Source organism: Bradyrhizobium sp. BR 10289, assembly GCF_019455385.1.
Classification (GTDB): Bacteria; Pseudomonadota; Alphaproteobacteria; order Rhizobiales; family Xanthobacteraceae; genus Bradyrhizobium.
The window spans coordinates 157,222-180,967 of sequence record NZ_JACOFR010000016.1; the positions used below are offsets into that span (position 1 = coordinate 157,222).

The 23,746-nt window shown below is 65.2% G+C and carries 25 protein-coding genes; 9 read left to right on the top strand and 16 right to left on the bottom strand.

All coding sequences use genetic code 11. The features are described from left to right. Window positions 1-44: 44 nt before the first annotated feature. Window positions 45-1,310: a PQQ-dependent sugar dehydrogenase gene (locus HYH08_RS24570; RefSeq protein WP_220012405.1), complete on the bottom strand. Its 1,266-nt coding sequence runs from the start codon at window positions 1,308-1,310 to the stop codon at window positions 45-47. 224 nt (window positions 1,311-1,534) lie between these two features. Between HYH08_RS24570 and HYH08_RS24575 the strand changes: the two genes are divergently transcribed. From HYH08_RS24575 to HYH08_RS24600, 6 genes are all read left to right on the top strand, one after another. Then, complete coding sequence (locus tag HYH08_RS24575; RefSeq protein WP_220012406.1) at window positions 1,535-2,788, top strand: MFS transporter; 1,254 nt, start codon at window positions 1,535-1,537, stop codon at window positions 2,786-2,788. 35 nt (window positions 2,789-2,823) lie between these two features. Further along, on the top strand, window positions 2,824-3,651 hold the full coding sequence (locus HYH08_RS24580) for a PhzF family phenazine biosynthesis protein (protein ID WP_220012407.1): 828 nt from the start codon (window positions 2,824-2,826) through the stop codon (window positions 3,649-3,651). A 149-nt stretch (window positions 3,652-3,800) separates the two neighbouring features. Next, on the top strand, window positions 3,801-5,006 hold the full coding sequence (locus HYH08_RS24585) for a M20/M25/M40 family metallo-hydrolase (protein ID WP_220012408.1): 1,206 nt from the start codon (window positions 3,801-3,803) through the stop codon (window positions 5,004-5,006). Then, window positions 5,006-5,542, top strand: a complete 537-nt coding sequence (locus HYH08_RS24590) for a hypothetical protein (RefSeq protein ID WP_220012409.1) — start codon at window positions 5,006-5,008, stop codon at window positions 5,540-5,542. The genes HYH08_RS24585 and HYH08_RS24590 overlap by 1 nt, the downstream gene beginning before the upstream one ends. A 181-nt stretch (window positions 5,543-5,723) precedes the next feature. Further along, window positions 5,724-6,809 (top strand): mandelate racemase/muconate lactonizing enzyme family protein, encoded by a 1,086-nt coding sequence (locus HYH08_RS24595; protein ID WP_220012410.1) that lies wholly within the window; start codon window positions 5,724-5,726, stop codon window positions 6,807-6,809. Between the two features lie 124 nt (window positions 6,810-6,933). Continuing rightward, entirely contained in the window at window positions 6,934-8,082 is a 1,149-nt protein-coding gene (locus HYH08_RS24600; protein ID WP_220012411.1) for an amidohydrolase, read from the top strand. 370 nt (window positions 8,083-8,452) lie between these two features. Here the strand turns inward: HYH08_RS24600 and HYH08_RS24605 are convergent, their stop codons facing one another. The 5 genes from HYH08_RS24605 to HYH08_RS24625 form a co-directional block, all read right to left on the bottom strand. Further along, window positions 8,453-9,025, bottom strand: a complete 573-nt coding sequence (locus HYH08_RS24605) for a TetR/AcrR family transcriptional regulator (protein ID WP_220012412.1) — start codon at window positions 9,023-9,025, stop codon at window positions 8,453-8,455. Between the two features lie 46 nt (window positions 9,026-9,071). Further along, window positions 9,072-10,532, bottom strand: coding sequence for an amidase family protein (locus HYH08_RS24610; protein ID WP_220012413.1), 1,461 nt, complete (start codon window positions 10,530-10,532; stop codon window positions 9,072-9,074). A 173-nt stretch (window positions 10,533-10,705) separates the two neighbouring features. After that, window positions 10,706-11,050 carry a hypothetical protein gene (locus tag HYH08_RS24615; protein WP_220012414.1) on the bottom strand — a complete coding sequence of 115 codons (345 nt, stop codon included), beginning with the start codon at window positions 11,048-11,050 and terminating at the stop codon, window positions 10,706-10,708. A 709-nt stretch (window positions 11,051-11,759) separates the two neighbouring features. After that, entirely contained in the window at window positions 11,760-14,858 is a 3,099-nt protein-coding gene (locus tag HYH08_RS24620) for a DEAD/DEAH box helicase (RefSeq protein WP_220012436.1), read from the bottom strand. Window positions 14,859-15,353: 495 nt separating this feature from the next. Continuing rightward, on the bottom strand, window positions 15,354-15,569 hold the full coding sequence (locus tag HYH08_RS24625; protein ID WP_220012415.1) for a hypothetical protein: 216 nt from the start codon (window positions 15,567-15,569) through the stop codon (window positions 15,354-15,356). A 111-nt stretch (window positions 15,570-15,680) separates the two neighbouring features. Between HYH08_RS24625 and HYH08_RS24630 the strand changes: the two genes are divergently transcribed. Further along, window positions 15,681-16,403 carry a DUF72 domain-containing protein gene (locus HYH08_RS24630; protein WP_220012416.1) on the top strand — a complete coding sequence of 241 codons (723 nt, stop codon included), beginning with the start codon at window positions 15,681-15,683 and terminating at the stop codon, window positions 16,401-16,403. An 8-nt stretch (window positions 16,404-16,411) separates the two neighbouring features. Here HYH08_RS24630 and HYH08_RS24635 read toward each other — a convergent pair whose 3' ends face one another. The 9 genes from HYH08_RS24635 to HYH08_RS24675 all read right to left on the bottom strand — a co-directional run bounded on the left by HYH08_RS24635 (window position 16,412) and on the right by HYH08_RS24675 (window position 21,162). Then, on the bottom strand, window positions 16,412-16,585 hold the full coding sequence (locus HYH08_RS24635) for a hypothetical protein (protein WP_220012417.1): 174 nt from the start codon (window positions 16,583-16,585) through the stop codon (window positions 16,412-16,414). Between the two features lie 25 nt (window positions 16,586-16,610). Continuing rightward, entirely contained in the window at window positions 16,611-16,940 is a 330-nt protein-coding gene (locus HYH08_RS24640) for a four-helix bundle copper-binding protein (protein ID WP_220012418.1), read from the bottom strand. A gap of 79 nt (window positions 16,941-17,019) precedes the next feature. Beyond that, window positions 17,020-18,096 carry a flavodoxin family protein gene (locus HYH08_RS24645; protein ID WP_220012419.1) on the bottom strand — a complete coding sequence of 359 codons (1,077 nt, stop codon included), beginning with the start codon at window positions 18,094-18,096 and terminating at the stop codon, window positions 17,020-17,022. Between the two features lie 84 nt (window positions 18,097-18,180). Next, on the bottom strand, window positions 18,181-18,789 hold the full coding sequence (locus HYH08_RS24650) for a cysteine hydrolase family protein (protein WP_220012420.1): 609 nt from the start codon (window positions 18,787-18,789) through the stop codon (window positions 18,181-18,183). Further along, window positions 18,786-19,172, bottom strand: coding sequence for a VOC family protein (locus HYH08_RS24655; RefSeq protein ID WP_349631460.1), 387 nt, complete (start codon window positions 19,170-19,172; stop codon window positions 18,786-18,788). Before HYH08_RS24655 ends, HYH08_RS24650 begins: the two co-directional genes overlap by 4 nt. A 111-nt stretch (window positions 19,173-19,283) precedes the next feature. After that, entirely contained in the window at window positions 19,284-19,598 is a 315-nt protein-coding gene (locus tag HYH08_RS24660) for a hypothetical protein (RefSeq protein WP_220012422.1), read from the bottom strand. An 84-nt stretch (window positions 19,599-19,682) separates the two neighbouring features. Beyond that, window positions 19,683-19,850: a DUF2934 domain-containing protein gene (locus HYH08_RS24665; protein ID WP_220012423.1), complete on the bottom strand. Its 168-nt coding sequence runs from the start codon at window positions 19,848-19,850 to the stop codon at window positions 19,683-19,685. A 49-nt stretch (window positions 19,851-19,899) separates the two neighbouring features. After that, the gene (locus HYH08_RS24670; RefSeq protein ID WP_220012437.1) at window positions 19,900-20,913 is read right to left on the bottom strand and encodes an ATP-dependent DNA ligase; all 1,014 of its coding nucleotides are present in this window, start codon (window positions 20,911-20,913) and stop codon (window positions 19,900-19,902) included. 60 nt (window positions 20,914-20,973) lie between these two features. After that, the gene (locus tag HYH08_RS24675) at window positions 20,974-21,162 is read right to left on the bottom strand and encodes a hypothetical protein (protein ID WP_220012424.1); all 189 of its coding nucleotides are present in this window, start codon (window positions 21,160-21,162) and stop codon (window positions 20,974-20,976) included. Window positions 21,163-21,251: 89 nt separating this feature from the next. On the opposite strand from HYH08_RS24675, the gene HYH08_RS24680 reads away from it, so the two are divergent. Next, window positions 21,252-21,767, top strand: coding sequence for a YciE/YciF ferroxidase family protein (locus HYH08_RS24680; protein WP_220012425.1), 516 nt, complete (start codon window positions 21,252-21,254; stop codon window positions 21,765-21,767). 21 nt (window positions 21,768-21,788) lie between these two features. Continuing rightward, window positions 21,789-22,127 carry a hypothetical protein gene (locus tag HYH08_RS24685; protein ID WP_220012426.1) on the top strand — a complete coding sequence of 113 codons (339 nt, stop codon included), beginning with the start codon at window positions 21,789-21,791 and terminating at the stop codon, window positions 22,125-22,127. Between the two features lie 117 nt (window positions 22,128-22,244). Here HYH08_RS24685 and HYH08_RS24690 read toward each other — a convergent pair. Then, a partial coding sequence (locus HYH08_RS24690) for an ATP-binding protein (RefSeq protein WP_249782288.1) occupies window positions 22,245-23,746 on the bottom strand: 1,502 nt, incomplete at its 5' end.

Consider the following 23,746-nt stretch of genomic DNA (forward strand, 5'->3'; position numbering starts at 1 on the left):
TTCGCAATTTTGTCGCGGGCTCCTCGCAATGACGGCAGCAACAATTACTTTGCCGCGACCTTCTGCTTGCCGTAGCTGATGCGGTAGACCGCACCGTTCCAGTCGTCCGAGACCAGCAGTGAGCCGTCCTTGAGCTGCATCACGTCGACGGGGCGGCCGACATATTTGTTGTCCTCGATGAAGCCGGTCAGGAACGGCTCCACTGACTTCACGGTGCCGTCCTTGTTCAGCTTGACGACGACGACGTCACCGCCCTGCTTCTGCGACTTGTTCCAGGAGCCGTGGCGCGCGACGAAGATCGCGTTCTTGTATTGCTTCGGGAACATGCTGCCGGTGTAGAAGCGCATGCCGAGCGCGGCGGTGTGCGGGCCCATCAGGCCGACCGGGGGGGTGTAGTTCTTGCAGTCCTTACCCCAGCCGAGCTCCTGGTCGATGATGTTGCCCTGGTAGCAGAACGGTGCGCCAAAGTCCTCGCCGGCCTTGGTGACGCGGTTGAGCTCGTCCTCCGGCACCGTCTCCGACAGCCAGTCGCGCCCATTGTCGGTGAAGTAGAGCTGCTTGGTCTCAGGATTCCAGTCGAAGCCGACCGTGTTGCGCACGCCGACCGCGTAGACTTCCGCGCCCGTACCGTCGAGATTCATCCGGCGGATCTGGCCGTGATCGGCATCGTGCAGCACGTTGTTGCCGGGCTGGCCGACCGGGACATAGAGCTTGTCGTCCGGGCCGATGGCGATGAACTTCCAGCCATGCGCCTCGTCCTTCGGCAGCTTGTCGTAGATCACCGTCGGCTTCGGCGGGTTATCGAGGACGTCGTCGATCTTCTCGATCTTGGAGACCTTCGACAGCTCGGCGATGTAGAGCGTGCCGTCCTTGAAGGCGACGCCATTCGGCCGGTACAGGCCGGACGCGATCACCTTGACCGACTTCCTGCCGTCCTTGTCGGTGATGGCGTAGACCTTGTCGACGAGGCGGCTGCCGACGAACACCGTGCCCTTGTCGCTCTGCGCCAGCGAGCGCGCGTTCGCCATGCCGGAGGCATAGACCTCGATGTTGAATCCCGCGGGCACCTTCAGCTTGGCGAGCGGCAGCTTGTCGGCAGCGGCCGGAATCGGCGGCGGCGCGACCGGCGCGAGCTTTGCCGCGGCCTCATTGTCCGGGCGCCCGATCATGGGGGAACCGGGAGGAAGCGGTTGCGCGGCAGGCGCGGCCGGCGGCGTTGCGGGCTGCTGCGCTGCGGCGCACAGCGTGAACGCACTGAAAAAAACGCCGGCCAGCAACAGGCGGCGCGACGCGAACGAAGTATCGATCATGATATTTTCTCCCCAAAACGGAAGCCGTCTTCCAGACGTTGGCGCGTCCGCGGCTTTTCCGGATCGCAGTCTGTGAATTTGCGCAGGCAAAAGCAATCGGAAACGAAGCCGCGCGCCCCGACATCGCGTCTGGTCGCCTCTGCGCCAACACGACCTCTCCCGGCATTGGCAGGCCTCTCCCAATCATGTAACCCGGCCAAAACGCTTGCCGGGACGAAATGCTCATGACCACTGCCGCCGCCGACGACGCGGGCCACGCCACGCCTGCGCTGATCTTCGCGCTGGTCGCACTGGCCTGCGGGCACATGCTCTCGACCTTGCTGCGCACGATCCCCGCGATCAGCCTCGACCTGATGGCGGCGGATTTCCGCATCGAGCCGCAAGCGCTGGCGAGCCTCACCTCGGTCTATCATTTTTCCTTCGCGGCCTCGCAGATTCCGGTGGGGGCGGCGATGGACCGGTTCGGCGTGCGGCCGGTGTCGCTCGCCCTGCTGGCGGGAACCGTACTCGGCGCGGTGGCGTCCGGGTTTGCGACCGGACCTGAGAGTTTTGCGGTCGGACAGTTGATGCTGGGCGTTGCCACCTCGGGCATGCTGATGTGCCCGATGACGCTGGCGGCCAAGCAATTGTCGGCGGCGCGCTTCGGACTGTGGTCGGGCGCGATCCTCTCGATCGGCAATGTCGGCATGCTGTTGTCGTCGAGCCCGCTCGCCTTCGTCATCGACAATTGGGGCTGGCGCGCGGGATTCTGGATCTCCGCGATCGGCGGCATCATGGTGGCGCTCGCGGTGTTCGTGCTGGTGCCGAACCAGCCGGCCGAGCACAAGGACGAGTCCTCGCCGCTGTCGCAGATGATCGAGGTGCTCAGGCTCGGCCTGTCGCGGTCCTTGCGCGGCCTGATCGCGCTGGCGCTGGTGTCGCTGGCAAGCTCGCTGGTGCTGCGCGGCCTGTGGGGCGGGCCGTGGCTGATGCAGATCAAGGGACTGTCGCGGGTCGAGGCCGGCAACCAGCTCGGCGCGTTCACGCTGGCGATGATCGCGGGGCCGCTGCTGGTCGGCATGATCGACCGCAGGTTCGGCCGCCGCCGGGAGCTCGTGGCCGGCACCCACGCCTTCGCGGCGCTGCTGCTCGCGCTGATGGCGTTCGGCGCACCGCATTTGCCCATCGCATGGCTGTTCGGTGTGACGGTCATGCCGCCGTCCTACGATCTGATGCTGTTCGTGCTGATCGGCCTCTTCACCTCGGCCCAGCCGCTGCTGTTCGGCATGTCGCGGCAGCTCGTCGACGCGCAGGTCGCCGGCAAGGCGCTGGCCGCGGTCAATCTCGCCTTCTTCCTCGGCACGGCGCTGATGCAGTCCGTCACCGGCGCGGTGGCTGCGCTTGCGGGGCTGCCGGCGGTGCTGCTGTTCATGGCGGCGGCGCTGGCGATGGGCGTAGTGATCTTTCTCGCATATACGCGGACGCTCCAAAACGGCTAAGGTCGCATTTCGTAATCTTCACGCCGGAGGGCCGAATGGACGTGCAGCGGATCGCCGCTTTTTCACAAGGCGCGCATGGGGGCAACCCGGCCGGTGTCGTGCTCTGCGACGCGCTGCCTCCGGCCGACCGGATGCTGGCGATCGCAGCCGAGGTCGGCTATTCGGAGACGGCGTTCGCCGCGCCGAGCGGGGATGGCTGGCGGGTGCGCTATTTCGCGCCCGAGATCGAGGTGCCGTTCTGCGGCCACGCGACGATCGCGCTCGGAGCCGCGCTTGCCCTTGCCCATGGCGACGGCACCTTCCCGCTCCAGCTCAACGACGCGACAATCACGGTTACGGGCTGGCGGAACGGCTCCGCGCTGATGGCGGCGCTGCAATCGCCGCGAACGCGGAGCGCGCAGGCACCGCAGGAGCTGGTCGCCGCCGCCCTCGACCTGTTCTCGTACGACGCTGCCGATCTCGACCCGCGCCTGCCGCCCGCGATCGCCGAGGCGGGCGCGCGGCATCTCGTGCTGGCCCTGGCGAGCCGGCAGACACTGGCCGCGATGCATTACGATCTCGAGCAAGGGCGGCGGTTCATGACGGCGGCGGGCCTCGTCACGATCAGCCTCATCCATGCCGAAACGGACACGCTGTTCCATGCCCGCAATCCCTTCGCCGCCGGCGGCGTCTACGAGGATGCGGCGACGGGCGCCGCAGCCGCCGCCCTCGCAGGCTATCTGCGCGACCTTGGATGGCCTCATGGCGGCGCGATCGACATTGTCCAGGGCGAGGACATGGGCATGCCGTCGAAGCTGCGCGCCGAGATCAGCGCTGAACCCGGCGCGAGCATCCGGGTGTCCGGGGCGGCGCGGCTGATGTAGCGGACGGAGCCCGGAGACGGGTGGAGCCGTTCGGGCCTGCACCATGCGCGGATAGCAACGCAATGCAGCAGTTCATGCGTCGGGGCCGCCTTGCGAAACCAGCTGTCCCGAACGATGCTTGCGCGCACCGTGCATCAAAGGAATGATCCATGCCTGTCGACCACAAAGCCGCCACCGATCGTCTCATGCGCTTCCTCGCGATCGAGGGCGTCACCGGACAGGAGGCGGCGATCGGGCGTGAGCTCACCGCCGCGCTGAAGGAGAGCGGCGTGCCGGCCAAGGCGATCCGGCTCGACGACGCCAATACCCGCATTCCCGTGCCGACCGAGACCGGCAATCTCATCGTCGACCTGCCCGGCCGCGGCACGCTACACAACCAGCCGCGCATCATGTTCATGACCCACATGGACACCGTGCCGCTCTGCGCCGGCGCCAAGCCGAAGAAGTCCGGCCGCAAAATCGTCAACGAGGCCAAGACCGCGCTCGGCGGCGACAATCGCTGCGGCTGCGGCGTGCTGGTGACGCTGGCGGCCGAGCTCGAAAAGCAGAAGCTCGACCATCCTCCGATCACGCTGCTGTTCTGCGTGCGCGAGGAGAGCGGGCTCTATGGCGCGCGCCACGTCAAGCTGGACGAGCTCGGCTCGCCGGTGATGGCCTTCAACTATGACGGCGGCTCGGCCTCCAATGTCGTCATCGGCGCGGTCGGCGCCGACCGCTGGACCGTCGAGATTTTCGGCCGCGCCTCCCATGCCGGCGTCGCGCCCGAGCGCGGCATCTCCTCGACCATGATCATGTCGCTGGCGCTTGCCGACGTGCAGGCCGGCGGCTGGTTCGGCAAGGTGGTGAAGGGCAAGGGCGCCAGCGCCCGGCAGGGCACCAGCAATGTCGGCCCCGTCACCGGTGGCGAGGGCCGGCCCGCGGGCGATGCCACCAACGTCGTCACCGACTACGTCCATGTGCGCGGCGAGAGCCGCAGCCATGACGGAAAATTCTTCAAGGAGATCACGAAGGCCTACAAGGCCGCGTTCGAGAAGGCGGCCAAGAAAGTGACGAACGCACAGGGCAAGTCCGGCAAAGTCAAGTTCAAGGCCGAAACCGACTATTATCCGTTCCGCATGAAGGAGAATCTGCCCGTCGTGAAGCGCGCGATCGAGGCGGTGTCCGCGGTCGGCGGCACCCCGAACGTCCGTGCCGCCAATGGCGGCCTCGATGCCAACTGGATGGTCCGCCATGGCATTCCCACCGTGACCTTCGGCGCCGGCCAGAACGAGGCGCACACGGTCGACGAGTGGATCAACCTCGACGAATACGATCGCGCCTGCGCGCTGGCCGTGCAGCTCGCGACGATGCGGTGATGCAAATGGTTCGGTTCGCGCTCGCGGGATTGGCGCTGCTGGCGCTTGGGGGCGCGGCCGGCGCGGAAGAGGACAACAGCGCCCTGCTGGTCGATCTCTTCGCAAAAATCTGCGCGCCCAAGCCGGCGAGGCCAAGCCAGGTCGAGCGCATCGCCGGCGGACTGGGCTTTGTCAGTGACGGCGGCCCGATCACGGCCGAGATGGAGCGCGGGCCAAAGATCGACATTCTCTATATGGCGAAATTGATGAGGCGGGGCGAGCGGCTCGGCAGCATGACGGCTTATTTCGCAGGACCGGACGATGGCCCGAGCGTGACCTGCACGGTATCGGCCGTCGGCGTTTCGGCTGACGCGCTGCCCGGACTGATCGAGACATCGTTGAAAGCCGGCGAGCGGACCGACAAGCCGTCTAAAGACGACAATCTTCGCCTGGCGAGCTGGCGTACCGGGGCCGGCGACACGCTCGACATGTCGGTGTGGCGAACCTCGCCGCAGCGGGCCTCGATCACCATCAATTACTACGCTGACAAGCGGTGAGCGGGATCAGGCCGCCCCGCGCGGCCTTATCACGCGTTGCGGGCGTGGATGGCGCAGCTACAATGCGGGTAGCCCGCGATGGGTAGCAGGCAGCGAAACCCATCGCTACCTGCGCAGTTGAAGATGATGGGTTTCGCTTCGCTCGACCCGTCCTACAAGAAGAAAAACGCAGGGAGGCCGCATGCCACACATCGCCAATATCGAAGCCGGATTCTACCGGATCCCCCTCCCCGTCACGCTGTCCGACTCCACGCATGGCGAGATCGCGGCGTTCGAGCTGATCACCTGCCGAATCCGCGATGCCGATGGCGCCGAAGGCGTCGGCTACACCTACACGGTCGGGCGCAATGGCGGGGCGGTCGCCGATATCCTCAAACGCGAGATCCCGCCGCTGGTCGAGGGACGCGAGGCTGATGACACGGAAGCTGTCTGGCATCACGTCTGGTGGGCCCTGCATTATGGCGGGCGCGGCGGGCCGGCGGTGCTGGCGCTGTCCGCGCTCGACATCGCGCTGTGGGATCTGAAGGCGCGGCGCGCCAAACTGCCGCTGTATCAGCTGCTCGGCGGGTTCGATGCGCGCGTGCCGTGTTACGCCGGCGGCATCGACCTCGACCTCTCCGTCGAGGCGCTGCTCGCGCAGACCGACGGCAATCTCGCCAGGGGCTTTCGCGCCATCAAGATGAAGGTCGGCCGGCCCGACCTGACATCCGACGTCGCGCGCGTCGCGGCGATGCGACAGCATCTCGGCGGGGGCTTCCCGCTGATGGCGGATGCCAACATGAAATGGACGGTGGAGGAGGCGATCCGCGCCGCGCGCGCCTTCGTGCCCTACGATCTCACCTGGCTGGAAGAGCCGATCATTCCCGACGACGTCGCGGGCCATGCCCGCATCATGCAGGCCGCCGGCGTGCCGATCGCGGCGGGGGAGAATTTGCGCTCGCTGTGGGAGTTCAAGACCTACATCGCGGCGGGTGCGGTGTCCTATCCCGAACCCGACGTCACCAATTGCGGCGGCGTCACCGCCTTCATGAAGATCGCGCGGCTGGCAGAGGCCTTCAACCTGCCCGTCACCAGCCACGGTGCCCACGACATCACCGTGCACCTGCTCGCGGCCTGCCCCAACCGCTCCTATCTGGAGGCGCACGGCTTCGGCCTCGACACATATATCGAGCATCCGCTCGTGCTGGAGGACGGCAAGGCGGTGGCGCCGGACCGGCCCGGTCATGGCGTCGGCTTTGACTGGAAAGGGTTGGCGAAGCTGGCGTGACACCCGGAATGACGGGGAAAAGCGGCGCGCGTTGCTGCACGCGAGGCATTCGCTGGCGCGTGATGCGGCGGGCCGATATTCGGCTATGCTGGCGACAGCCGGCCCTCCCAGTGAAAGACCCATCTTGACCCCCGAGTTGCACCAGAAACTGACCGCGTGGCGCCGGCATCTGCATGCCCACCCCGAACTCTCCCTCCAGGAAAAGGCCACCGCCGCCTTCGTGCAGGAAAAACTCACCGAGCTCGGCATTCCCTTCGAAGCCGGCATCGGCGGCCATGGCGTCGTCGCGACCTTGACGCGCGGATCCGCGCAAGGCGCCGTCGGCCTGCGCGCCGACATGGATGCGCTGCCGATCACCGAGGACACCGGCCTGCCCTATGCCTCGACGACGCCGGGCGTGATGCATGCCTGCGGCCATGACGGTCACACCGCTTCGCTGCTCGGCGCCGCGGCGCTGCTTGCGGCCGACACCAGCTGGAGCGGCACGGTCCATTTCATATTCCAGCCGGCCGAGGAAGGTTTTGGCGGCGCGCGCATGATGGTCGCCGACGGGCTGCTCGAGCGGTTTCCGATGCAGCGCGTGTTCGGCTTCCACAACTGGCCCGGCCTTCAGGCCGGCACCATCGCGGTCCATGACGGCGTGGTCATGGCGTCCGGCGGGCGCATCAGCATCACCATCGAGGGCCATCCGGGCCACGCCGGCATGCCGCATCTGACGCGCGATCCGGTGATGGCGGCGGGCCATCTCATCGTGGCGCTGCAATCGGTGGTGTCGCGCAGCGTCGATCCGCTCGACACCGCCGTGCTCTCGCTGTGCACGCTCGAAGGCGGCACCGCGCGCAACCAGATCGCCGGACGCGTCGTGATCGGCGGCACGCTGCGGTTTCATCGCGAGGCGGTGAAGGACATTCTTCTTGCTCGTATAGATGAAATCTGCGCTGGCATCGCGACGAGCTTCGGCGTCAAGGTCACGCCCGAGATCGTGATGGGGGTCGGCGTCGTGATCAACACACAGGCCGAAGCGGGTCTCGCCCGCCTCGCGGCCGAGAAGGTGAAGGCGCCGCTGCGCCGCGATCTCGCGCCCAGCATGGCGGGCGAGGATTTTGCCTTCTACCTGCAGAAGCGCCCCGGCGCCTTCGTCTGGATCGGCAACGGCGATTTGCGCGACGGCGCCGAGCTGCACGGCCCGCGCTACGATTTCAACGACGCTATCCTCCCCGTCGCATCCGGCTGGATGGCCGAAGTCGCAAAGGCGGCGCTGGCGTCGAACTAGGGCGTGTACTCATAAACCCGCGCCGCACTTCGTATGGAGTCCGCCATGCCGTCGATAGCGGCGCTTTGATACACCTCACTCTACGTCCGAGATGGGTCTTGGCTGTGTGAAAACGCCCAGACGCTCGAGCGCGATAGAAGAACCTATTCGTCCCAAACCATCGTAGCGCCGAGTTGCGCAAGCGCCTTCATCCTAGACGACGAACTGAAGAATGTAATTCTAGCCGAGTTTTGGTCTTTCGCGTTTTTACACAACCGGGGCCAGAAGGAGACATTGCCGGCGGTCAGCTAGTGGGCGTCCGGAGTGTTGGCTCGTTCCGGCGGTGTGACAAATCTTCCCGCACCGCTCCATTGCGCCGAATTTAGCAAGATCAAACTCTCGCCAACTGCAGCACGGCCTCAACGCCGCCTTCCAGGATCTGCTCTGCTTGGATGGTGTCGGGGACGGCCCGCGCGAACTGGAGGGTGCCCACCATGAGGCCGAAGATGGCCGTCGCGCGCCGGTGCTTTTTGACGGAATCTCCGCCGGGAAGCAGCGCGGCTAGGGCCGTGACGTAGCTATGCAGTGCTTTCTCGTAATCTCGCCTGGTGGCCAAAGGTTGACGGGCGATTTCCGGAAGCAACGCCGCGGAGGGACACCCGTCCGCGGCGCCTTCAAGGTGGGCGCGGTTCAGATATCGGCGGATCGTGCCTTCGAGATCGATGCCCTTAAGCTGATCTCGCTCAAGGCAAAGCTGCTGCTCACCCAGCGCTCTGCCCAGCGCTTCGCGAACAAGCGCGCCCTTGGACTCGAAGTGCGGAGAGAAGGCTCCTTTGGTGAGGCCGGCCTCGCCCATAATCCCCGCAATTCCCGTGGCGGTGATACCGTCCCGGCGCATGCACTTCGATGCCACGTCGACAATATGCCGTCGTGTCTCCGCCTTGTGACCCTTCTCGAAGCGCATTTCTCGCAACTCCACCAATACCCGGCATCCGCTATGGATCATGGCGCTAGGTCGCGATTGGCCCGGTACCAAAAACGCCTTCGATCTTGCGTGCAAGGGCCAGCAGCGTCCGGTCGCTACCTAGCGAAGCATCAAGCTCCAGGCCAATTGGCAGTCCGGCGCGAGAAAGGCCGACGGGAAGACTGATACCCGGCAACCCCACGCTGCTCGCCGACACGGTGTGGTTTGCCAAAGCTAGGTAGCTAACTTCCTGCCCCGCAATATGGACAGTCGTCTGCTCCTCGACCAAAGGCGCTGTGCAGGGCGTGGTCGGTTGCAGAATGACCAGCGCCCCATGAGAGACGAACGCCCTGTTGAGCCGACGCTGGATTTCCGGCCGGCTCACATCGAGCGCCATGTGATAGGCTTCTGCCGAGGTAGCGCCTGCGCCACCTGGAAGTACAATATGCCCCCACGCCTGCCGAAGTTGGGGCTTAAGGCCCTCGTAAATGGCCTCGAAGGTGGTCGGAATGTCCTGGCGGCGAAGAAATTCCGAGATTGCGCCCATCGTCTCATAAGCGAAGATGCCCCACGTCGCGGTTTTGACGAGGGCATTGAAATCGTCGCCAAGGTCTACTTCAACGATCTCGGCGCCAGCATCCTGCAGCCGCCGCACCACCTCTCGGAAGCGGGTCTCGATTTCCGGGTCCACCAGATCCAGGAACTGTCGCGGCGCGAAGGCCAGCCTCGCTCCCTTCAGGCCGTTGCCGCCGTTGGACGGCTGGACGACCGCTTGTTCACCCGTCATGACCTGATCGAGCAAAATGCAGTCCTCGACGCTTCGCGCGAATGCGCCCGTCGTATCGAGCGTATGGGAGATCGGAGCAACGCCATCGCGCGGCCAACGTCCGGTCGTTGGCTTGAATCCCACGACACCACAGAACGATGCGGGCACCCGGATTGACCCAACGGTGTCACCGCCCAACGACGCCGGAACGAGGCCGGCGGCCACCGCTGCGGCGGAGCCGCTAGAGGAGCCCCCTGACATGTGATCCCGCGCGTGCGGATTCTTCACCTGACCATAACGTGCGTTGTGACCGGTCAAGCCGTAAGACATCTCGACAAGGTTGTTCTTGCCGAAGATCAATGCGCCCGCCTCCTTAATGGCCCGGACAGCGTCGGCATCTTCGCGCGGCACAAAATGAGCCAGACTTTCGATTCCCAGACTAGTGGGTAGCCCTTTCGTCAAATAACTGTCCTTCACCCCAAGCGGCATGCCAAGCAGCGGGGCCGTCGATCCGGCTGCACGCAACTTGTCTGCGGCCCTGGCGGCCGCCATCACCTCCGCCTCGTCGATGGTGATGAAGGCGTTCAGTTCGGCAAGCGCTCGGGCGCGCTGTAAAAGGGCCGTGGTGTAGCCCTCGGAGGTGATGTCGCCGTTGCGAACCGCTGTTGCAGCGATTGCGAGCCCAAGCGAGCTGAGATCTGCGGTTTGTAGTGATGAGGCAGTGGTCGTGTCGTCGTCCATGGAAATCCTCGCCAGGAGCTGTTTGGCGGCACCCGGCCGCCGCCCAACAGCGGCCCAGCTCAATGCCATTATGGTCATAATATAAAATTACGATCGTAATTCAATGAGGATGGCGACTAGCTAGGGACACAAGCGCGTGAAGTGTCGACGGACGATTGCGGGCAATGACTGGTTCAGTGACTTCTGCATTGGGTCAAAATCGGCGGTCTTGGTAGATGTGAGCTGCTTCCGGTCCGCAGCCAGGAGCAGACGTTTGGAAATGCGCGGAGGTAGTCGGCCTCGGGCCAATAGGCGACATCGCCAGTGCGTCCTGATATGAGGAGGTTACCCACCGCCTTAGTCATGAGGTTCATATGATAACGGACCAGAACGCGCTGTGCGTCGATGTCGAATACGTCATCAATGCGAATGGTACGAAGACGATTCTGGTGGTCGGGACTGACTTGCAGTTGGACCCAGCCGAAATCGATTTCGACAAGGCGGCAGTGGATGCGCTTTGCTTTGATCTGGAGCGGCATCGTGGGTCAATCCCCTACGTCGAAGCGATCCGGCTTGTGCGGAGACGGCCTGGGTCAGCCGAGTCGACAATGTTATCCGGAACGCTCGGAGAGCACCGAATTAGGACCAACCTCTAACCCAGCCGAAGGGGACCGCGCGGTCCGCTAAGGCTGACGCATCCGCGCAACTCTACACTAAGGATGAATGCCAGCGTCGCATGTTGCCGCCCAGTGAGCGTTTAGTGTGCGTACCGTTGCGGCCCATTCGTCGCTCCTTTGTCAAATCGTGTGCCGGCTATGATTTCGTTGAATGGCCGCGCCATTGAAGAAAGTGTGTCATGTGGAACAGGATCGCCCTTGGATTTGTGGGTTTATTCTTCACGTTCTCGGCGGGGATGCAGTTACAGTTGTGGTGGGAAAAAGGCCAGGTCCGTAAGTACTATTATAGACGCGAAGGGGCGTCGTACCTCGTGAACTATGATTTGGAGCCAATTACGTACAGCGCACTGGTGCTTACCTTCGTCCTTGGCCTTGTTGCAGGGCTCTGTATGGTCTGGGTGGCACTGGGTGGTAAGCTGCCGTGGACACGCTAGTCCGAAGGCCATGCGGTTTGACGTTCAGGTGTCCGCAAAGGGTCACAAGCCGCCGATCAGGCTGAAGGTGGAAGACCTCCGCTTTGCGTTGGTAAGCCGACGTTTATGAGTACACGCCCCAGCCGTAGGCCGCGCCCTCACGCCTCGTCGAGCAGCTCGAACAATTCCTCGACCCGGTCGAACGGGGCATCGCGCATCGGGCTGTGATAGACGACGCGGTCGCCGTCGCGTTGCAGCGATTTGCCGCGGGATTTGCGCAGGCGGCCCGGCAGGAACGTCGCAGCCACCGCGCTCGCGCCGACGTCGAGGCGGATGATACCTCGCTGCTTGCACGCGAGTCGCAGCCTTGCGGCATGAAAGAAGTCGCGGGCAACCTCCGGCAGCGGCCCGAAGCGGCGCGAGGTTTCCTCCTCGAGATCGTCGAGCTCGTCCTCGCTGCTGCACCGTGCGGCGCGGGCATAGAGCTCGAGCCGCACCGGCTCGGACTGCACATAGGTTTCGGGCAGCATGTCGGCGATCGGCAGATTGAGATCGGGCACCCACAGCTCGACCCGTCCGTCCTTCTCCGAGGCCATCTTCAGGAGGTGGCTGTAGAGCACCGGCCCGAACACCTGGACGTGACCGGATTGCTGTTCGGAGAACAGATCGCCGGCACCGCGCAAATCGAGGTCGCGCTCGCTGATGGCAAAGCCTGCGCCCGGCCGGCTGAACTCCTCGAGCACGGCGAGCCGCTTCTCGGACTGCTCCGAGCCGGTCTCGGTCAGGAGATAGGCGAAGGCGCGGATGCCGCCGCGACCGACGCGCCCGCGGAGCTGGTGCAGCTGGGCAAGACCGAACCGTTCGGGCCAGCACACCACGATGGTGTTGGCGCGCGGGATGTCGAGGCCGCTCTCGACGATGTTGGTCGCGAGCAGAACATCGGCCTCGCCCTCGACGAAGCTCATCATGCGGTCGTCGATCTCGTCGGCCGGCAATTTGCCGTGGAGACAGACGATGCGCAGATCCGGCGCCACCGCCTGCACGCGGGCGAGCATCGGCTCCAGATCCTGGATGCGCGGACAGATCAGAAAACTCTGGCCGTGGCGCCGCTGCTCCCGCAGCAAGGCCGAGGCGATCGCGGTATCCGACAGCGGCGCGATTTTGGTCGCGACCGGAAGCCGGTGCACCGGCGGCGAGGCGATGACGCTAAGATCGCGGAAGCCGGCAAGGCCCGCGGCGAGCGTGCGCGGGATCGGCGTGGCGCTCATCCACAGCGTATGAACATTCTTGGCGAGGCCGGAGAGTTTTGCCTTCTCCGCCGCGCCAAAATGCTGCTCCTCGTCGATGATGACGAGGCCGAGATCGTCGAATCTCACGTCCTTCGAAGAAAGCGCCTGCGTGCCGACCACGATCTTCATCCGGCCGCTGCGCAGGGCTTCCTTGGTCTGGCGCAGCTCCGCGCCCGACGTCGCCCGCGACAGATTGCCGACCTCGACGTCGAACGGGGCAAAACGTTTCTGGAAGGTTGCGACATGCTGCCGTGCCAGCACCGTCGTCGGCACCGCGACCGCCACCTGCTTGCCCGAGAGCGCTACGGCGGCCGCGGCGCGCAACGCCACCTCGGTCTTGCCGAAGCCGACGTCGCCGCAGATCACCCGGTCCATCGGATGGCCGGATGCGAGATCGTCCAGCACGTCATTGATCGCCTTGGCCTGATCGACCGTGGTGAAGTAGGGAAAGCGCGCCACGAATTTCTCGTAGGCCGAGCCCGGCGGCACCAGCCTGTCCGCCTTGCGCCGCCGGCGTTGACTGATGTGTTTGGCGAGCGCCTTGCCGGCGAGCTGGATCTCCTGCTCGGCCGAGGTGCGGCGCGACCACCAGGTGCTGCCGTCGGCCTTGTCGAGGGCGAGCTTGCCGCGCTCGGTCGAATAGGGCCACATCATGCCGAGATCGGACGGCGGCACCAGCGCCGCATCGCTTCCCGCAAACACCAGCCTGACCATCTCGCGCATCGCGCCGCCGCCGGTGTTCAAGGTCTGCAGGCCGTCGAGCACCGCAAGACCGCGCTGGAGATGAACCACCACCGTGCCCTGATCCGGCACGTCGGGATGATCGAACGCCGCGATCCAGCTGCGCGCCATCGGCTGCGGATGATGGGCCCTGCTGCCGAGCACGTCGGAGGCGGTCAGCACGACGATGGCCTTGCGCGAAGGAATGACGAAGCCGGCGTCGAGATCGGCGAGCAGCGCGACCTCGCGGTCGCGCGCGCCCATGGCCGCGTCCCAATCGGCGCAGCGCTCCGCCCTCACGCCACTCATCCGCTCCATCGCGCGCAGATCCTCTTCCTGCGCCGCGACGAAGATCAGGCGCGAGTCGGCACGCCGGGTCTCTTCGACGAAGGCGCGCAAGGCCTTGCGCGACGCTGTCAGCTTGGAGAATTCGGGCGTCGGCTGGAACGGCGCCGTCCGCGGCAGCACCTTCATGCCCCGCGTCGCCTGTTTCCAGTCGCTGCGTCCGAGATATTCGCGCTCCCTGTCCGCGCGCGGGGCCGCGTCCTCGATCGTATTGAGCCAGCCGTCGGCGTGCGGCGGAACGCCGGCGTCCGCGATCCATTTGGCGCGGCCGCAATAGTCGAACAGCGTGGCGCGCTTGCCGCGGCCGGCGATGGCGAGCCGCTCCGACATGGGATCGACAAGCAGCTCCTTGGTCTCGAAAATGACGTTGTGCTCTCTGGGATCGAACGCCACGATCCGGCTGATGGTGCGTCTCGAATGCTCGATCCGGAACGGGCCGAGCGCGCCCGCAGGGAATATCTCGAAGGTCTGGCCGTGGAACAGGGCGCCGCCCGGATAATCCGGCTCGTCCTCCAGATCGTAACCGAGCGCTTCGAGACGTGACCGAAGCTCGGTTTCCGCAAACGTGCCGCCGACCTTCAGGCTGGTGTTGAGACGGAGCAGGCTCGCCGGCAGCGGCAAGCGCTCCATCACGGCTTCCGCGGTGGAGATGAGAAAGATCGGATCTTTGGATTTGGCGAGGCGCCGCAGCACGGAGGCCCGCCGGCCCGCGATTTCGTGGGAGGGTTCCAACTGATCGAACGGCAAGGTGTTGAGCCGCGGAAACACCAGCGCCTCGCAGGAGGGATCGAGCCCGTGCAGAATGCTGCCGAGCCGCTCCGCCCTGTTCTCGCTTTCGGCGAGGAACACGATGCCGGCGCGGCCGGACTGCTTGTATTGCTCGAGCAGATGAAGGGCCATCAAGCCGAGCGGCGAGGATGAGCCGACCGCGGCGCGTTGCACCGCCTTGCCCTTCGCTGCTGCGCTCTTGCGTGTCCTCTTGCTCGAGCTCTTGCTCAAACTCTTTCTTGGCGCGCTCTTCTTCGGCGCGATCCTGTTGCGCGAGATCTTGTCTGCCGCCTTCTTGGTCGGCCGCGTCTTTGTGGAATGCCGCACGTTCATCCGTCTCAAATCGTCAACAATCATCGATGGCACGCGCGCCGAGCGCGTCCCGATTCGGCGGTCCGTCGCCATGCATATGGGATTTGCCCTGCGAACGCACGTGTTCAGCAGCGCAAATCAACCGGCATCGAGGTGCCCGCGCCATGCGTCAGCGAGGCGGTACCGCGATCAACCGGATTGCAGGGGGACGCGCAGCACGCTGGGGCATCAGCGCAGCGCTGTCAAGCGGACAGAAGCTGCGCCAGATTTTTGTGCTGAATGGCCGGCGCCGCAAAGTTGCGGAAGGCGCGGGCTGGTTCACGAGATCTCGCGGGGCAGCTTCCACTCAGGCCGGGGCTCGCAGGTCTCGTCCACCCGCGCGACGTGATATCCGGCCGGGAGAAGCCGGCCGCCCTCCTCATCCGCCACCGGAACGTCGGTGACCAGTCCCTCGATCAATGCAGCCTCCCACACCTCCTTCTCGGTCGGAAAGGGATCGCCGATCTGCTTGTCGCCTTCGAACAGCGCATACATGTTTCAAGCCTGCTGAGTGGAAAGGCCGGGTCCCGAAGCAACGTATCCCCCGCACGGACGTTCCTTTCCGACAGAGGCGGCTCTCCCGCCGCGCAATCGGCAGCAGTTGAAATGGCGCGCGTTCTGATCGGAACCTCCGGCTGGCACTACGATTCCTGGCGAGGCCCGTTCTTTCCGCAAGGCCTGCCGCTGAAGCAACAGCTTCGCTACTACGCCGGGCAGTTCGAGACCACCGAGCTCAACGGCGTGTTCTATCGCACACCGACGCCGGACGCGGTGAAGGGCTGGCGCGAGCAGACCGACCGCGGCTTCGTCTTCGCCTGGAAAGCGTCCAAATTCATCACACACTGGAAGCGTCTGTCCGACCGCTCCGTCAACAGCCTCGCATTGCTGGAGGATCGCATGTCGCTGCTGGGCGGCAAGGCCGGACCGATCCTGTTCCAGCTGCCGCCTCAGTTCGAGGCGAATGCGGACAGGCTCGCGGCCTTCTTCAAGCTGCTGTCGGCGAAACGTCGATACAGTTTCGAATTCCGTCATCCGAGCTGGTATCAACCGCGCATCCTGCGGATGCTGCGCGACGAAAACATCGCGCTCTGCCTATCGGATCATCACGACGCCCCAGCGCCATGGAAGCGCACCGCGGACTTCGTCTATGTGCGCGGCCACGGGCCGAGCGGCCGCTATCACGGTCACTATTCGCCGGCGGTCCTCGCGCAATGGGCGCAGCGGATCACATCCTGGAAGCGGCAAGGCTGCGACGTCTATGTCTATTTCGACAACGACCAGAAGAGCGCCGCGCCCGCCGATGCGCTGAAACTGAAGGCGTTGCTTTGACGGACCCGCTACGGCCCGCCGGCGACGGAGCCGGCGATCACCATCACCAGATCGGCAAGGTCGACCTTTCCATTGACGACCAGCTCTTCGGAGGAGCCCTCGACCTTCAGCAATTGCGGCCGATTGGCGGCCTGGCGCTTCAGCTCGCTGACGATGGCTTCCTTGAGTTTCTCTTCCAGCATTGTGGCTCCTTCGCGTGGCCATTCCTCAAGCCGCCATGGCGCGGCAGGACTCAGCGCAGGACCGGCACATGGCGACACACTCATCCATGCCCCCGATCCGCTCGCAATCCTGCGCGCATTCGGCGCAGATCTCGGCACATTCGCCGCAGGTGTGCCGGTGATGCGGGGTATTGATCAGCATGAAATGCGCCGAGGTCCGGCACATCTCGGCGCAAGCCATCATCAGGCGGAAATGCTTCGGCTCGACATGCTGGCCGCCGGTCTCCAGGCAATGGTTCATCGCCGTCCCGAGGCAGGTCCGGTAACAACTCAGGCACAGCTCGATGCAGCGGGTCATGTCTTCGGATTTCGGCATCTCGTCTCTCCTGCTTGCTGCCCGTCCCCTCCCACATTATCCGGTCAAGCCAGGGCGGCTCGCTTGGTTCCTCGCCCGTTCATTTCGGGTTCGGATCTTCAAGACCGGTTCCGACCTCCTCCAGCCGCCCGCTCCGCGCCAGCCGGACGGCGTTGCCGAGCGCACGCGCCACATTCAGCGTCTCCTGCTGAAACTCGTGATCCTCGTCCAGATCGCGATGCGACGTCGCATATGGCTCCATGTAGCCGACATAGCCGTCGAGCTCGCCGAAGCGGCCCGCGGAGATCAGGTGCATGTCGGTCAACCAGTCGGACAACGCCCGGCGCACGCCCTCGGCACCGACCGCATCGCCGTGAACGACGAGGCCGAAATGACGGCCGGCGAGATGACGCGGATAGGGCCAGCCGTTCAGCTCGATGGCCTTGGCCTCATCCGCTTTCTTGCCGTGCGTCGATGTCGGATCCGGATTGCCGCCGTCGGCGCAGACGAGACGATCCATCATCGCCTTGAGGCCACCCGGCACGTGATACCAGTTCACCGGCGTCACGATCAGGATGCCGTGGGCGGCGACCCAGAGCGGGTAGATCTCGTTCATCCAGTCGTTCGTCTGGCCCAGCGAATAGTTCGGATAGCAGCTGCATGGCCAATGGCAGAGCGGCATCGCGGTCGAGGCGCATGATTTGCAGGGATGAATGATCTTGCCGAACTCCGAGGTCAGGCGCGAGAGATCGAGGATGTCGACGGCATAGCCCATCTCCGTGAAAACGGGCTCGGCCAGCTTGACCAGGCGCCAGGTCTTGGACATCTCGCCGGGACAGGTGTGCTCGCTGCGCGCCGAGCCATTGATGATGAGGATGCGCGGTGCCGCATCCGCGTCGTCGTGCCGCCGCTGCGCCTCCAGGATGGAGGCGCGCGCGGCGAGCCAATCGACGGCGAGGTCGTAATCCGGATCGGCGAAGCCCGCACCTGCCTTGCGCGTCACGGGCGCTTTGCGCGAATGGCTGTAGGCGTCCCAGGCGGCAGCGACGATGGCGTCGAGTTCGCGTTGCAGCGGCGCAAAGGCGGGATCGACGAACCGGCTCCGGTAGCGCCGCTCGAACGCCTCACGCGACAGCCTGACGGGCGGCATTCCCTTGCGAACGTCGACTTCCGCCATGCCGGCTCCTCGATCGGTTGATCCAATCCAACCAACCCCGGCACATCCGGCGCGGTTCCTCGTGAGGCGACGGGGTTCCGCTGCCTACTCCCGCCACAACTCGCCCAGCTCTGCCGCGGACACGAGATCGACCTGGCCGTGAAAGCGGGTGCGGTACATCGTCATCAGCGCGTCGTGGCCGACATCGGACGAACTGCAGAGCGCGTCCTCGACGATGACGACCTTGAAGCCGAGATCGACGGCACTCAGGACCGTCGAGAGAACGCAGACATCGGTTTCCGCGCCTGTTACGATCACCGTACCGATCCCGAACTCGTTCAGCAGGCTTGCCAGAGCCGGATTGCTGAACGCCGAATAGGCGGGCTTGTCGATGATGCGAACCGGAGGAACATAGCGCGCGAGCGCCGGCACGAGATCGAGGGCGGACGGCGCAAGGCGGCTGCGGGTTGCCTCCCGCCAGCGCCGAAAATAAGCCTGCCATTGACCCGGACGGTCCTCCGGCTCCTGCGGCGTGATGAAGCGCGTGAAGATCGTTCTGGCCTGATGCTCCGACACGATCGCCGCGATCGTCGGCAGAACCCGCTCCATCCACGGCGTCTGCCAGAGGCCTCCGGGCGCAAAGATGTTCTGCATGTCGATGCAGAGATGAACCGCATTGCGGATCTCGGTGTCGGGCGATCTTGCGTCGGTCATCTGTCCAGACCAAAGCTCTCACGCGCCGTATAGGTCACGGCTTCGATCTTGTTGCCATCGAGATCGCGCACGAAGGCCCCGTAGTAATTGGCATTGTACTGTTCGCGGATGCCCGGCGCTCCCTCGTCATGTCCGCCATGGGCCAGCGCGGTCGCGTGAAAACGCCTCACCGTCTCCCGATCCGGCGCCTGGAAAGCGACGTGAACGCCGTTTCCCGCGCTGGCAGGCTGGCCGTCCGCCGGCGTTTCGAGACTGAAGACGATGTCGGACGCGCCGTAGTGAACGGAGCGATCGGAAGATTTCAACACCCGAAACCCGATCAACGCCATCAAGGGATCGTAGAACGCGCGGGCTCGGCGTACATCGTTGGTGCCGACCGACACATGGTGGATCATTGGCTCGCGCCTCCCGCGCCTTGCATTCAGTCGGCGGCGAAGCACGAGAGGCCGCGAATATCAGCCGCATCTCGCCCTTCGCCGCGAAATTCCGCCGGTCTAGCAGTCGTTGCCGCTGGTCGCGGCCGTCGTCTTGGATTGCTCCTTGGACTGTTCGGCAGCCGTCGGCTGGCTCTGCATCTGGCGCTGGGCGTCCTGCGACGAGGTGGCCGTGTTCTCGCTCGCCTTGCTCATCGCCGAGGTCGGGGGATGCTCGTTGGCACTTGACGAAGCGGCACCCGTGGTTTGGCTCGCCTGACCGGTCGTGACCGGGCCCGAACCGGCATCCTTGCTGGCGGTGTTGCAGGGACCGCCCAGGGCAATGGTCGAGCTGAGAGCCAGAATGGCGCCGACCAGCATTGATCTCGTAAGCATGACAGACTCCTCTTCAGCGTGGGCCGGCTGGTGCTTGGCGGCGCCGGGTTCCGCCGTCTTGCGATGCTCGTTCCCCGGGCAGCGCTATTCCGTGAAGGTCTTCGAGGATTCCTCGGTGGTCGCGGCGCCTCCGCCGGAGAGTTCGCGCTCGGCTTCGCGCCAGAACTCGTCGTCCCGCCCTTCCGGCCTGCCCGCCAATTCCCAGAGCTGATGCGCCCGGGTGCGAATGCTGTCTTCCGTCGGCGTGGTCATGCGACGCCTCCTCCCTCGAGATCCGTCGTTTTCAACGTTCCTCCACCCGTCACGTTCCTGCGGGACTTGCTCGCCCCGCGGCCCGCTTTTGCCGAAGCTGGTCCATCCGGCATTGGGACGGCTTCTTGTCCGGGCGCCACCGCAGGATCTTCGTGCCGTGACGAAACCTGTCGCCGGACACGTGGTCGTAGCAGACTTCGACGACGCGCACGGGACGCACCGGCTGCCACTCGGCAGATCGCTTCGTCGACCACCGGCTCGGGCCGCCCGGCGCCTTGCCGGTAAAGCTGCTCTCACAGGCAATCTTCTCGAATTTGTCGGTCAGGCCGGGACGGTCCGATGCCTTGATCGCCGAGGTGAAGCCGACGTGATGCAGCAGCCCTGATGCGTCGTACAGACCGAGCAGCAGCGAGCCGATCACCTTGCGTCTGCCCTGCTTCTTTTCGGCATATCTGAACCCACCGACCACGCAGTCCGCCGATCGCAACAGCTTGATCTTCTGCATCCCCTCTCGCGTGCCGCTGCAATAGGCGAGGTCCAGGCGTTTCGCGATGACGCCGTCATGGCCGTCCGCCACACGCTGGAGCCACGCCCTCGCTTCGGCATGGTTGCGGGTTTCCGGCGAGAGCGCGAACGTGTCGCTGGTCTTGAAATAGCGCTGCGCGAATTTTTCGAGCGCCGGGCGTCTCTTCGCGAGCGGCAGCGACGCGAGATCCGTCCCGGCCGATTGCAGCAGGTCGAAAGCCATGAAGCGGGCCGGCGTCTCGGCGGCAAGGCGCTTAACCCTGCTGGCGGCGGGATGGATGCGCTGAAGCAAGGCGTCGAATGCGTCGCCCTCATCGCGCCGGATGATCAGCTCGCCGTCGAGGACAAAGGACTTCGCGGAAAGACCCGACGCCGCGGAGGCGACTTCCGGGAAATACCTGACGAGATCGCGCCCGCCTTTCGATTGCATCCTGATGCTGTCGCCGTCGCGCATGAGCAGGCAGCGGAATCCGTCCCATTTCGGCTCGTATTGCCATTGCGCTCCGCGAGGAAGCTCGGCGACGGATTCGGCTTCCATCGGCTCCATGATCAGCACTCGTAGCACGCATCCATCACCGAAACGCCGTCCGTCCGCGGGTCAGCTGGGCTTGGCGGGATGGGCCGTGCGCGGGTGACGCTCGTGCAGCAAGCGCGCCAGCGCCTCCCGATCCCCGGCATGGTCTTTCATCGCCGTCTCGAACAGCGCCTCCTGGATGTCGCGCGGCATATCGCCCCAGACGTCCATTGCGGCCTGGCCCAGCAGTGCGGCAAAGCGTTCGTCGGCCATTTCGTTGCTCCCTGTCCGGTCCAGAAACAGGAACTACGCAGGGTTGTCCGCGTTCCAAAGTCAGCCATTGCGAAAGGGAGACATTGCAGATGGGACTGTTCACCAAGGACATCAAGTCGATGGAAGACCTGCTGATGCACGGTCTGCAGGACATCTATTACGCCGAGCAGCAGATCCTCAAAGCACTGCCGAAGATGATCGACAAGGCCACCAACCGCGACCTCGTGACCGGGCTCAAGAACCATCTCGAAGAGACCAACAAGCAGGTCGAGCGGCTCGAGAAGGTGTTCGCCAAGCTCGGCAAGGAGCCGAGCGGGACGCAGTGCCCGGCCATCGACGGCATCATCAAGGAAGCCGACGAGACCGCCGGCGAGATCGAGGACAAGGCCGTGCTCGACGCCGCCATCGTCGCGAACGCGCAGGCCGTCGAACACTACGAGCTGTGCCGCTACGGGACGCTGATCGCCTGGGCCGAGGAGCTCGGCCACGACGAGATCGTGCGCTTCCTGACGACGAACCTGAATGAAGAGAAGGCCGCAAACACCAAGCTGAACACCGTGGCCCTGCGCAAGGGCGTCAACGCCAAGGCCTCGAACGCAGCGTAGAGCCGAACGAAGACGGCGGGCGTGGCACGCAAGCCCGCCGTCTTCGCGCACGATCAGCAGCCGCGGCAGATGATCAGCTTGCGATCGATCTCGACATCGAGCCGTCGCAGTTCGGCGTCGACGGACGACGCCTGCACCGGCTCGGACATGTCGCTGGGCCGCGGCTGCCGGTGTCCGATCGGCGCTTGCCGGAACAAGTCCGCGTATCTCTTCGGAGCGGAACCGGCGATCGGGACGATCGCTGTGTGGGGGCCGGCCCTGTCTTCTGCCCTGATGGTTGAAAGCGGCCAGAACAACAACGCAGCTGCGACAATGGACGAAGCGGGTCTGATCGGCATCGTGAATCTCCTCTCGCGGTGACATTGCGAACACGCGCTCGCGAGAATGAGGAGATGCCGGCTACCTCGCCATTTCGCCGATGATGCTATCGCGTTACGGCTGAAACCGCCTGCGGTGCCGGCGCGAGACGCCCTGGTTTTACGAAACCCTGGCCGACCGCCGCGATCCTCCGCTCCTCGCCGAGGCGACAATGCTCCGCGCCAGCGCGCCGGCGAGCTCCGCCGACTCCAGCGGATGATGCACCAGCTCCGTGATCCCTGACATCTTGAGCGAAGGCATCGCCAGATCGCGCGTCGAGGGTGCCGCCAGGATGATCGGCAGATCAGGCACGGCATCGTGCAGTGCCGCCGCGAGCTCGAGCGAGGAGCCTCCGGGCAGATGACACACCAGCGCCGCATCGAAACGGGCGTTCGCGGCGCGGCAGGCGGCGATCGCCTCCGCCAGCTCGGTGAAGCCGACGGGCTCATAACCCAGCGCCGCGAGGATCTCCTCATAGCGCAACAGGCGGCGGCGGTCGGTGTCGATCACGAGCACGGTTTCGCCGGCGCCGCGCAGCGCCGGATCGTGTTGAGCCGGCTGCGGCTCCTCGGGATCGCCCGACGGCAGCCAGACATCGAAGCGCGTGCCGGCGCCCGGCCTGCTCTGCACAGCGATGGCGCCGCCATGCTGCTCGACGATCTCGCGCACGGTTGCGAGGCCGAGGCCGCTGCCGTCCGGGCGGGTGGTGAAGAACGGCTCGAAGATCTGCTCCAGTGTCGCCTCGTCCATGCCGGGCCCGGGGTCGGAAACCGAAATGACCGTGAAGCGGCCGGGACCGACCTCGCTGCGCCCGACCGGCCGCGGCCTCGAGAGCTCATGCGTCTCGATGCCGAGCGCGATGCAGCCCGGCTGCTTCATCGCCTGCGCCGCATTGTTGCAGAGGTTGAGGATGACCTGCTGCAACTGGGCCGGCTCGCCCGTCACGACCGCCATTTCCGCCGCCTTGCTGACCTCGAACTTGACATGGGAGGGCAACGATGCCGCCAGCAGCGATTTGGTTTCGTCGATCAGGGTCTTGAGGCAGACGCGCTCCCGCCTGCCCTCGCCACGGCGCCCGAAGCTGAGAATCTGCTCGACCAGCTCGCGCGCCCGCTCGCCGGCCCGGCGAATCTCGGCAAGGCTCGCGGCCGGCCGGCTGCCCGACGGCACCCGCGCATCGGCCATCTCGGCATAGCCGAGAATGGCACCGACGATGTTGTTGAAATTGTGCGCGATGCCGCTGGCGAAGGTGCCGATCGTCTCCATGCGACGGGCATGTTGCAGGCTGGCCTGGAGGCGCTCCTTCTCGCCTTCGAGCCGGGCCCGCCTGATCGCGTTGCCGATGGCGTCAAAGGCCATCCGAAACAGTGACACTTCGGGCCAGTAGCTGAGTGAACCGCCGTCCACGGTATCGAAGCCGAGGATGCCGTCGCGGCCGTCATGGGCTGCCATGATGCACAGCCAGCCGCTGACGCCCGCTTCGGCGAGCAGGTTCATGGTGTCATGACGATGCGAGCAGTTGACCTTGGGGATGTAGACGATGCCATCATCACCGCCGTCAAAGCGCGGCGCAAGGCCGAGCAGCCGCTCCGGCCAGCCCGGCTCGAACGTGACGCCGTCGC

Bases quoted from the DNA above. Each gene is read 5' to 3' on its own strand.
- HYH08_RS24570 (WP_220012405.1), bottom strand. From the start codon at position 1,310: ATGATCGATACTTCGTTCGCGTCGCGCCGCCTGTTGCTGGCCGGCGTT.
- HYH08_RS24575 (WP_220012406.1), top strand. From the start codon at position 1,535: ATGACCACTGCCGCCGCCGACGACGCGGGCCACGCCACGCCTGCGCTG.
- HYH08_RS24580 (WP_220012407.1), top strand. From the start codon at position 2,824: ATGGACGTGCAGCGGATCGCCGCTTTTTCACAAGGCGCGCATGGGGGC.
- HYH08_RS24585 (WP_220012408.1), top strand. From the start codon at position 3,801: ATGCCTGTCGACCACAAAGCCGCCACCGATCGTCTCATGCGCTTCCTC.
- HYH08_RS24590 (WP_220012409.1), top strand. From the start codon at position 5,006: ATGCAAATGGTTCGGTTCGCGCTCGCGGGATTGGCGCTGCTGGCGCTT.
- HYH08_RS24595 (WP_220012410.1), top strand. From the start codon at position 5,724: ATGCCACACATCGCCAATATCGAAGCCGGATTCTACCGGATCCCCCTC.
- HYH08_RS24605 (WP_220012412.1), bottom strand. From the start codon at position 9,025: ATGCGCTTCGAGAAGGGTCACAAGGCGGAGACACGACGGCATATTGTC.
- HYH08_RS24610 (WP_220012413.1), bottom strand. From the start codon at position 10,532: ATGGACGACGACACGACCACTGCCTCATCACTACAAACCGCAGATCTC.
- HYH08_RS24615 (WP_220012414.1), bottom strand. From the start codon at position 11,050: ATGCCGCTCCAGATCAAAGCAAAGCGCATCCACTGCCGCCTTGTCGAA.
- HYH08_RS24625 (WP_220012415.1), bottom strand. From the start codon at position 15,569: ATGTATGCGCTGTTCGAAGGCGACAAGCAGATCGGCGATCCCTTTCCG.
- HYH08_RS24630 (WP_220012416.1), top strand. From the start codon at position 15,681: ATGGCGCGCGTTCTGATCGGAACCTCCGGCTGGCACTACGATTCCTGG.
- HYH08_RS24635 (WP_220012417.1), bottom strand. From the start codon at position 16,585: ATGCTGGAAGAGAAACTCAAGGAAGCCATCGTCAGCGAGCTGAAGCGC.
- HYH08_RS24640 (WP_220012418.1), bottom strand. From the start codon at position 16,940: ATGCCGAAATCCGAAGACATGACCCGCTGCATCGAGCTGTGCCTGAGT.
- HYH08_RS24645 (WP_220012419.1), bottom strand. From the start codon at position 18,096: ATGGCGGAAGTCGACGTTCGCAAGGGAATGCCGCCCGTCAGGCTGTCG.
- HYH08_RS24650 (WP_220012420.1), bottom strand. From the start codon at position 18,789: ATGACCGACGCAAGATCGCCCGACACCGAGATCCGCAATGCGGTTCAT.
- HYH08_RS24660 (WP_220012422.1), bottom strand. From the start codon at position 19,598: ATGCTTACGAGATCAATGCTGGTCGGCGCCATTCTGGCTCTCAGCTCG.
- HYH08_RS24665 (WP_220012423.1), bottom strand. From the start codon at position 19,850: ATGACCACGCCGACGGAAGACAGCATTCGCACCCGGGCGCATCAGCTC.
- HYH08_RS24670 (WP_220012437.1), bottom strand. From the start codon at position 20,913: ATGGAAGCCGAATCCGTCGCCGAGCTTCCTCGCGGAGCGCAATGGCAA.
- HYH08_RS24675 (WP_220012424.1), bottom strand. From the start codon at position 21,162: ATGGCCGACGAACGCTTTGCCGCACTGCTGGGCCAGGCCGCAATGGAC.
- HYH08_RS24680 (WP_220012425.1), top strand. From the start codon at position 21,252: ATGGGACTGTTCACCAAGGACATCAAGTCGATGGAAGACCTGCTGATG.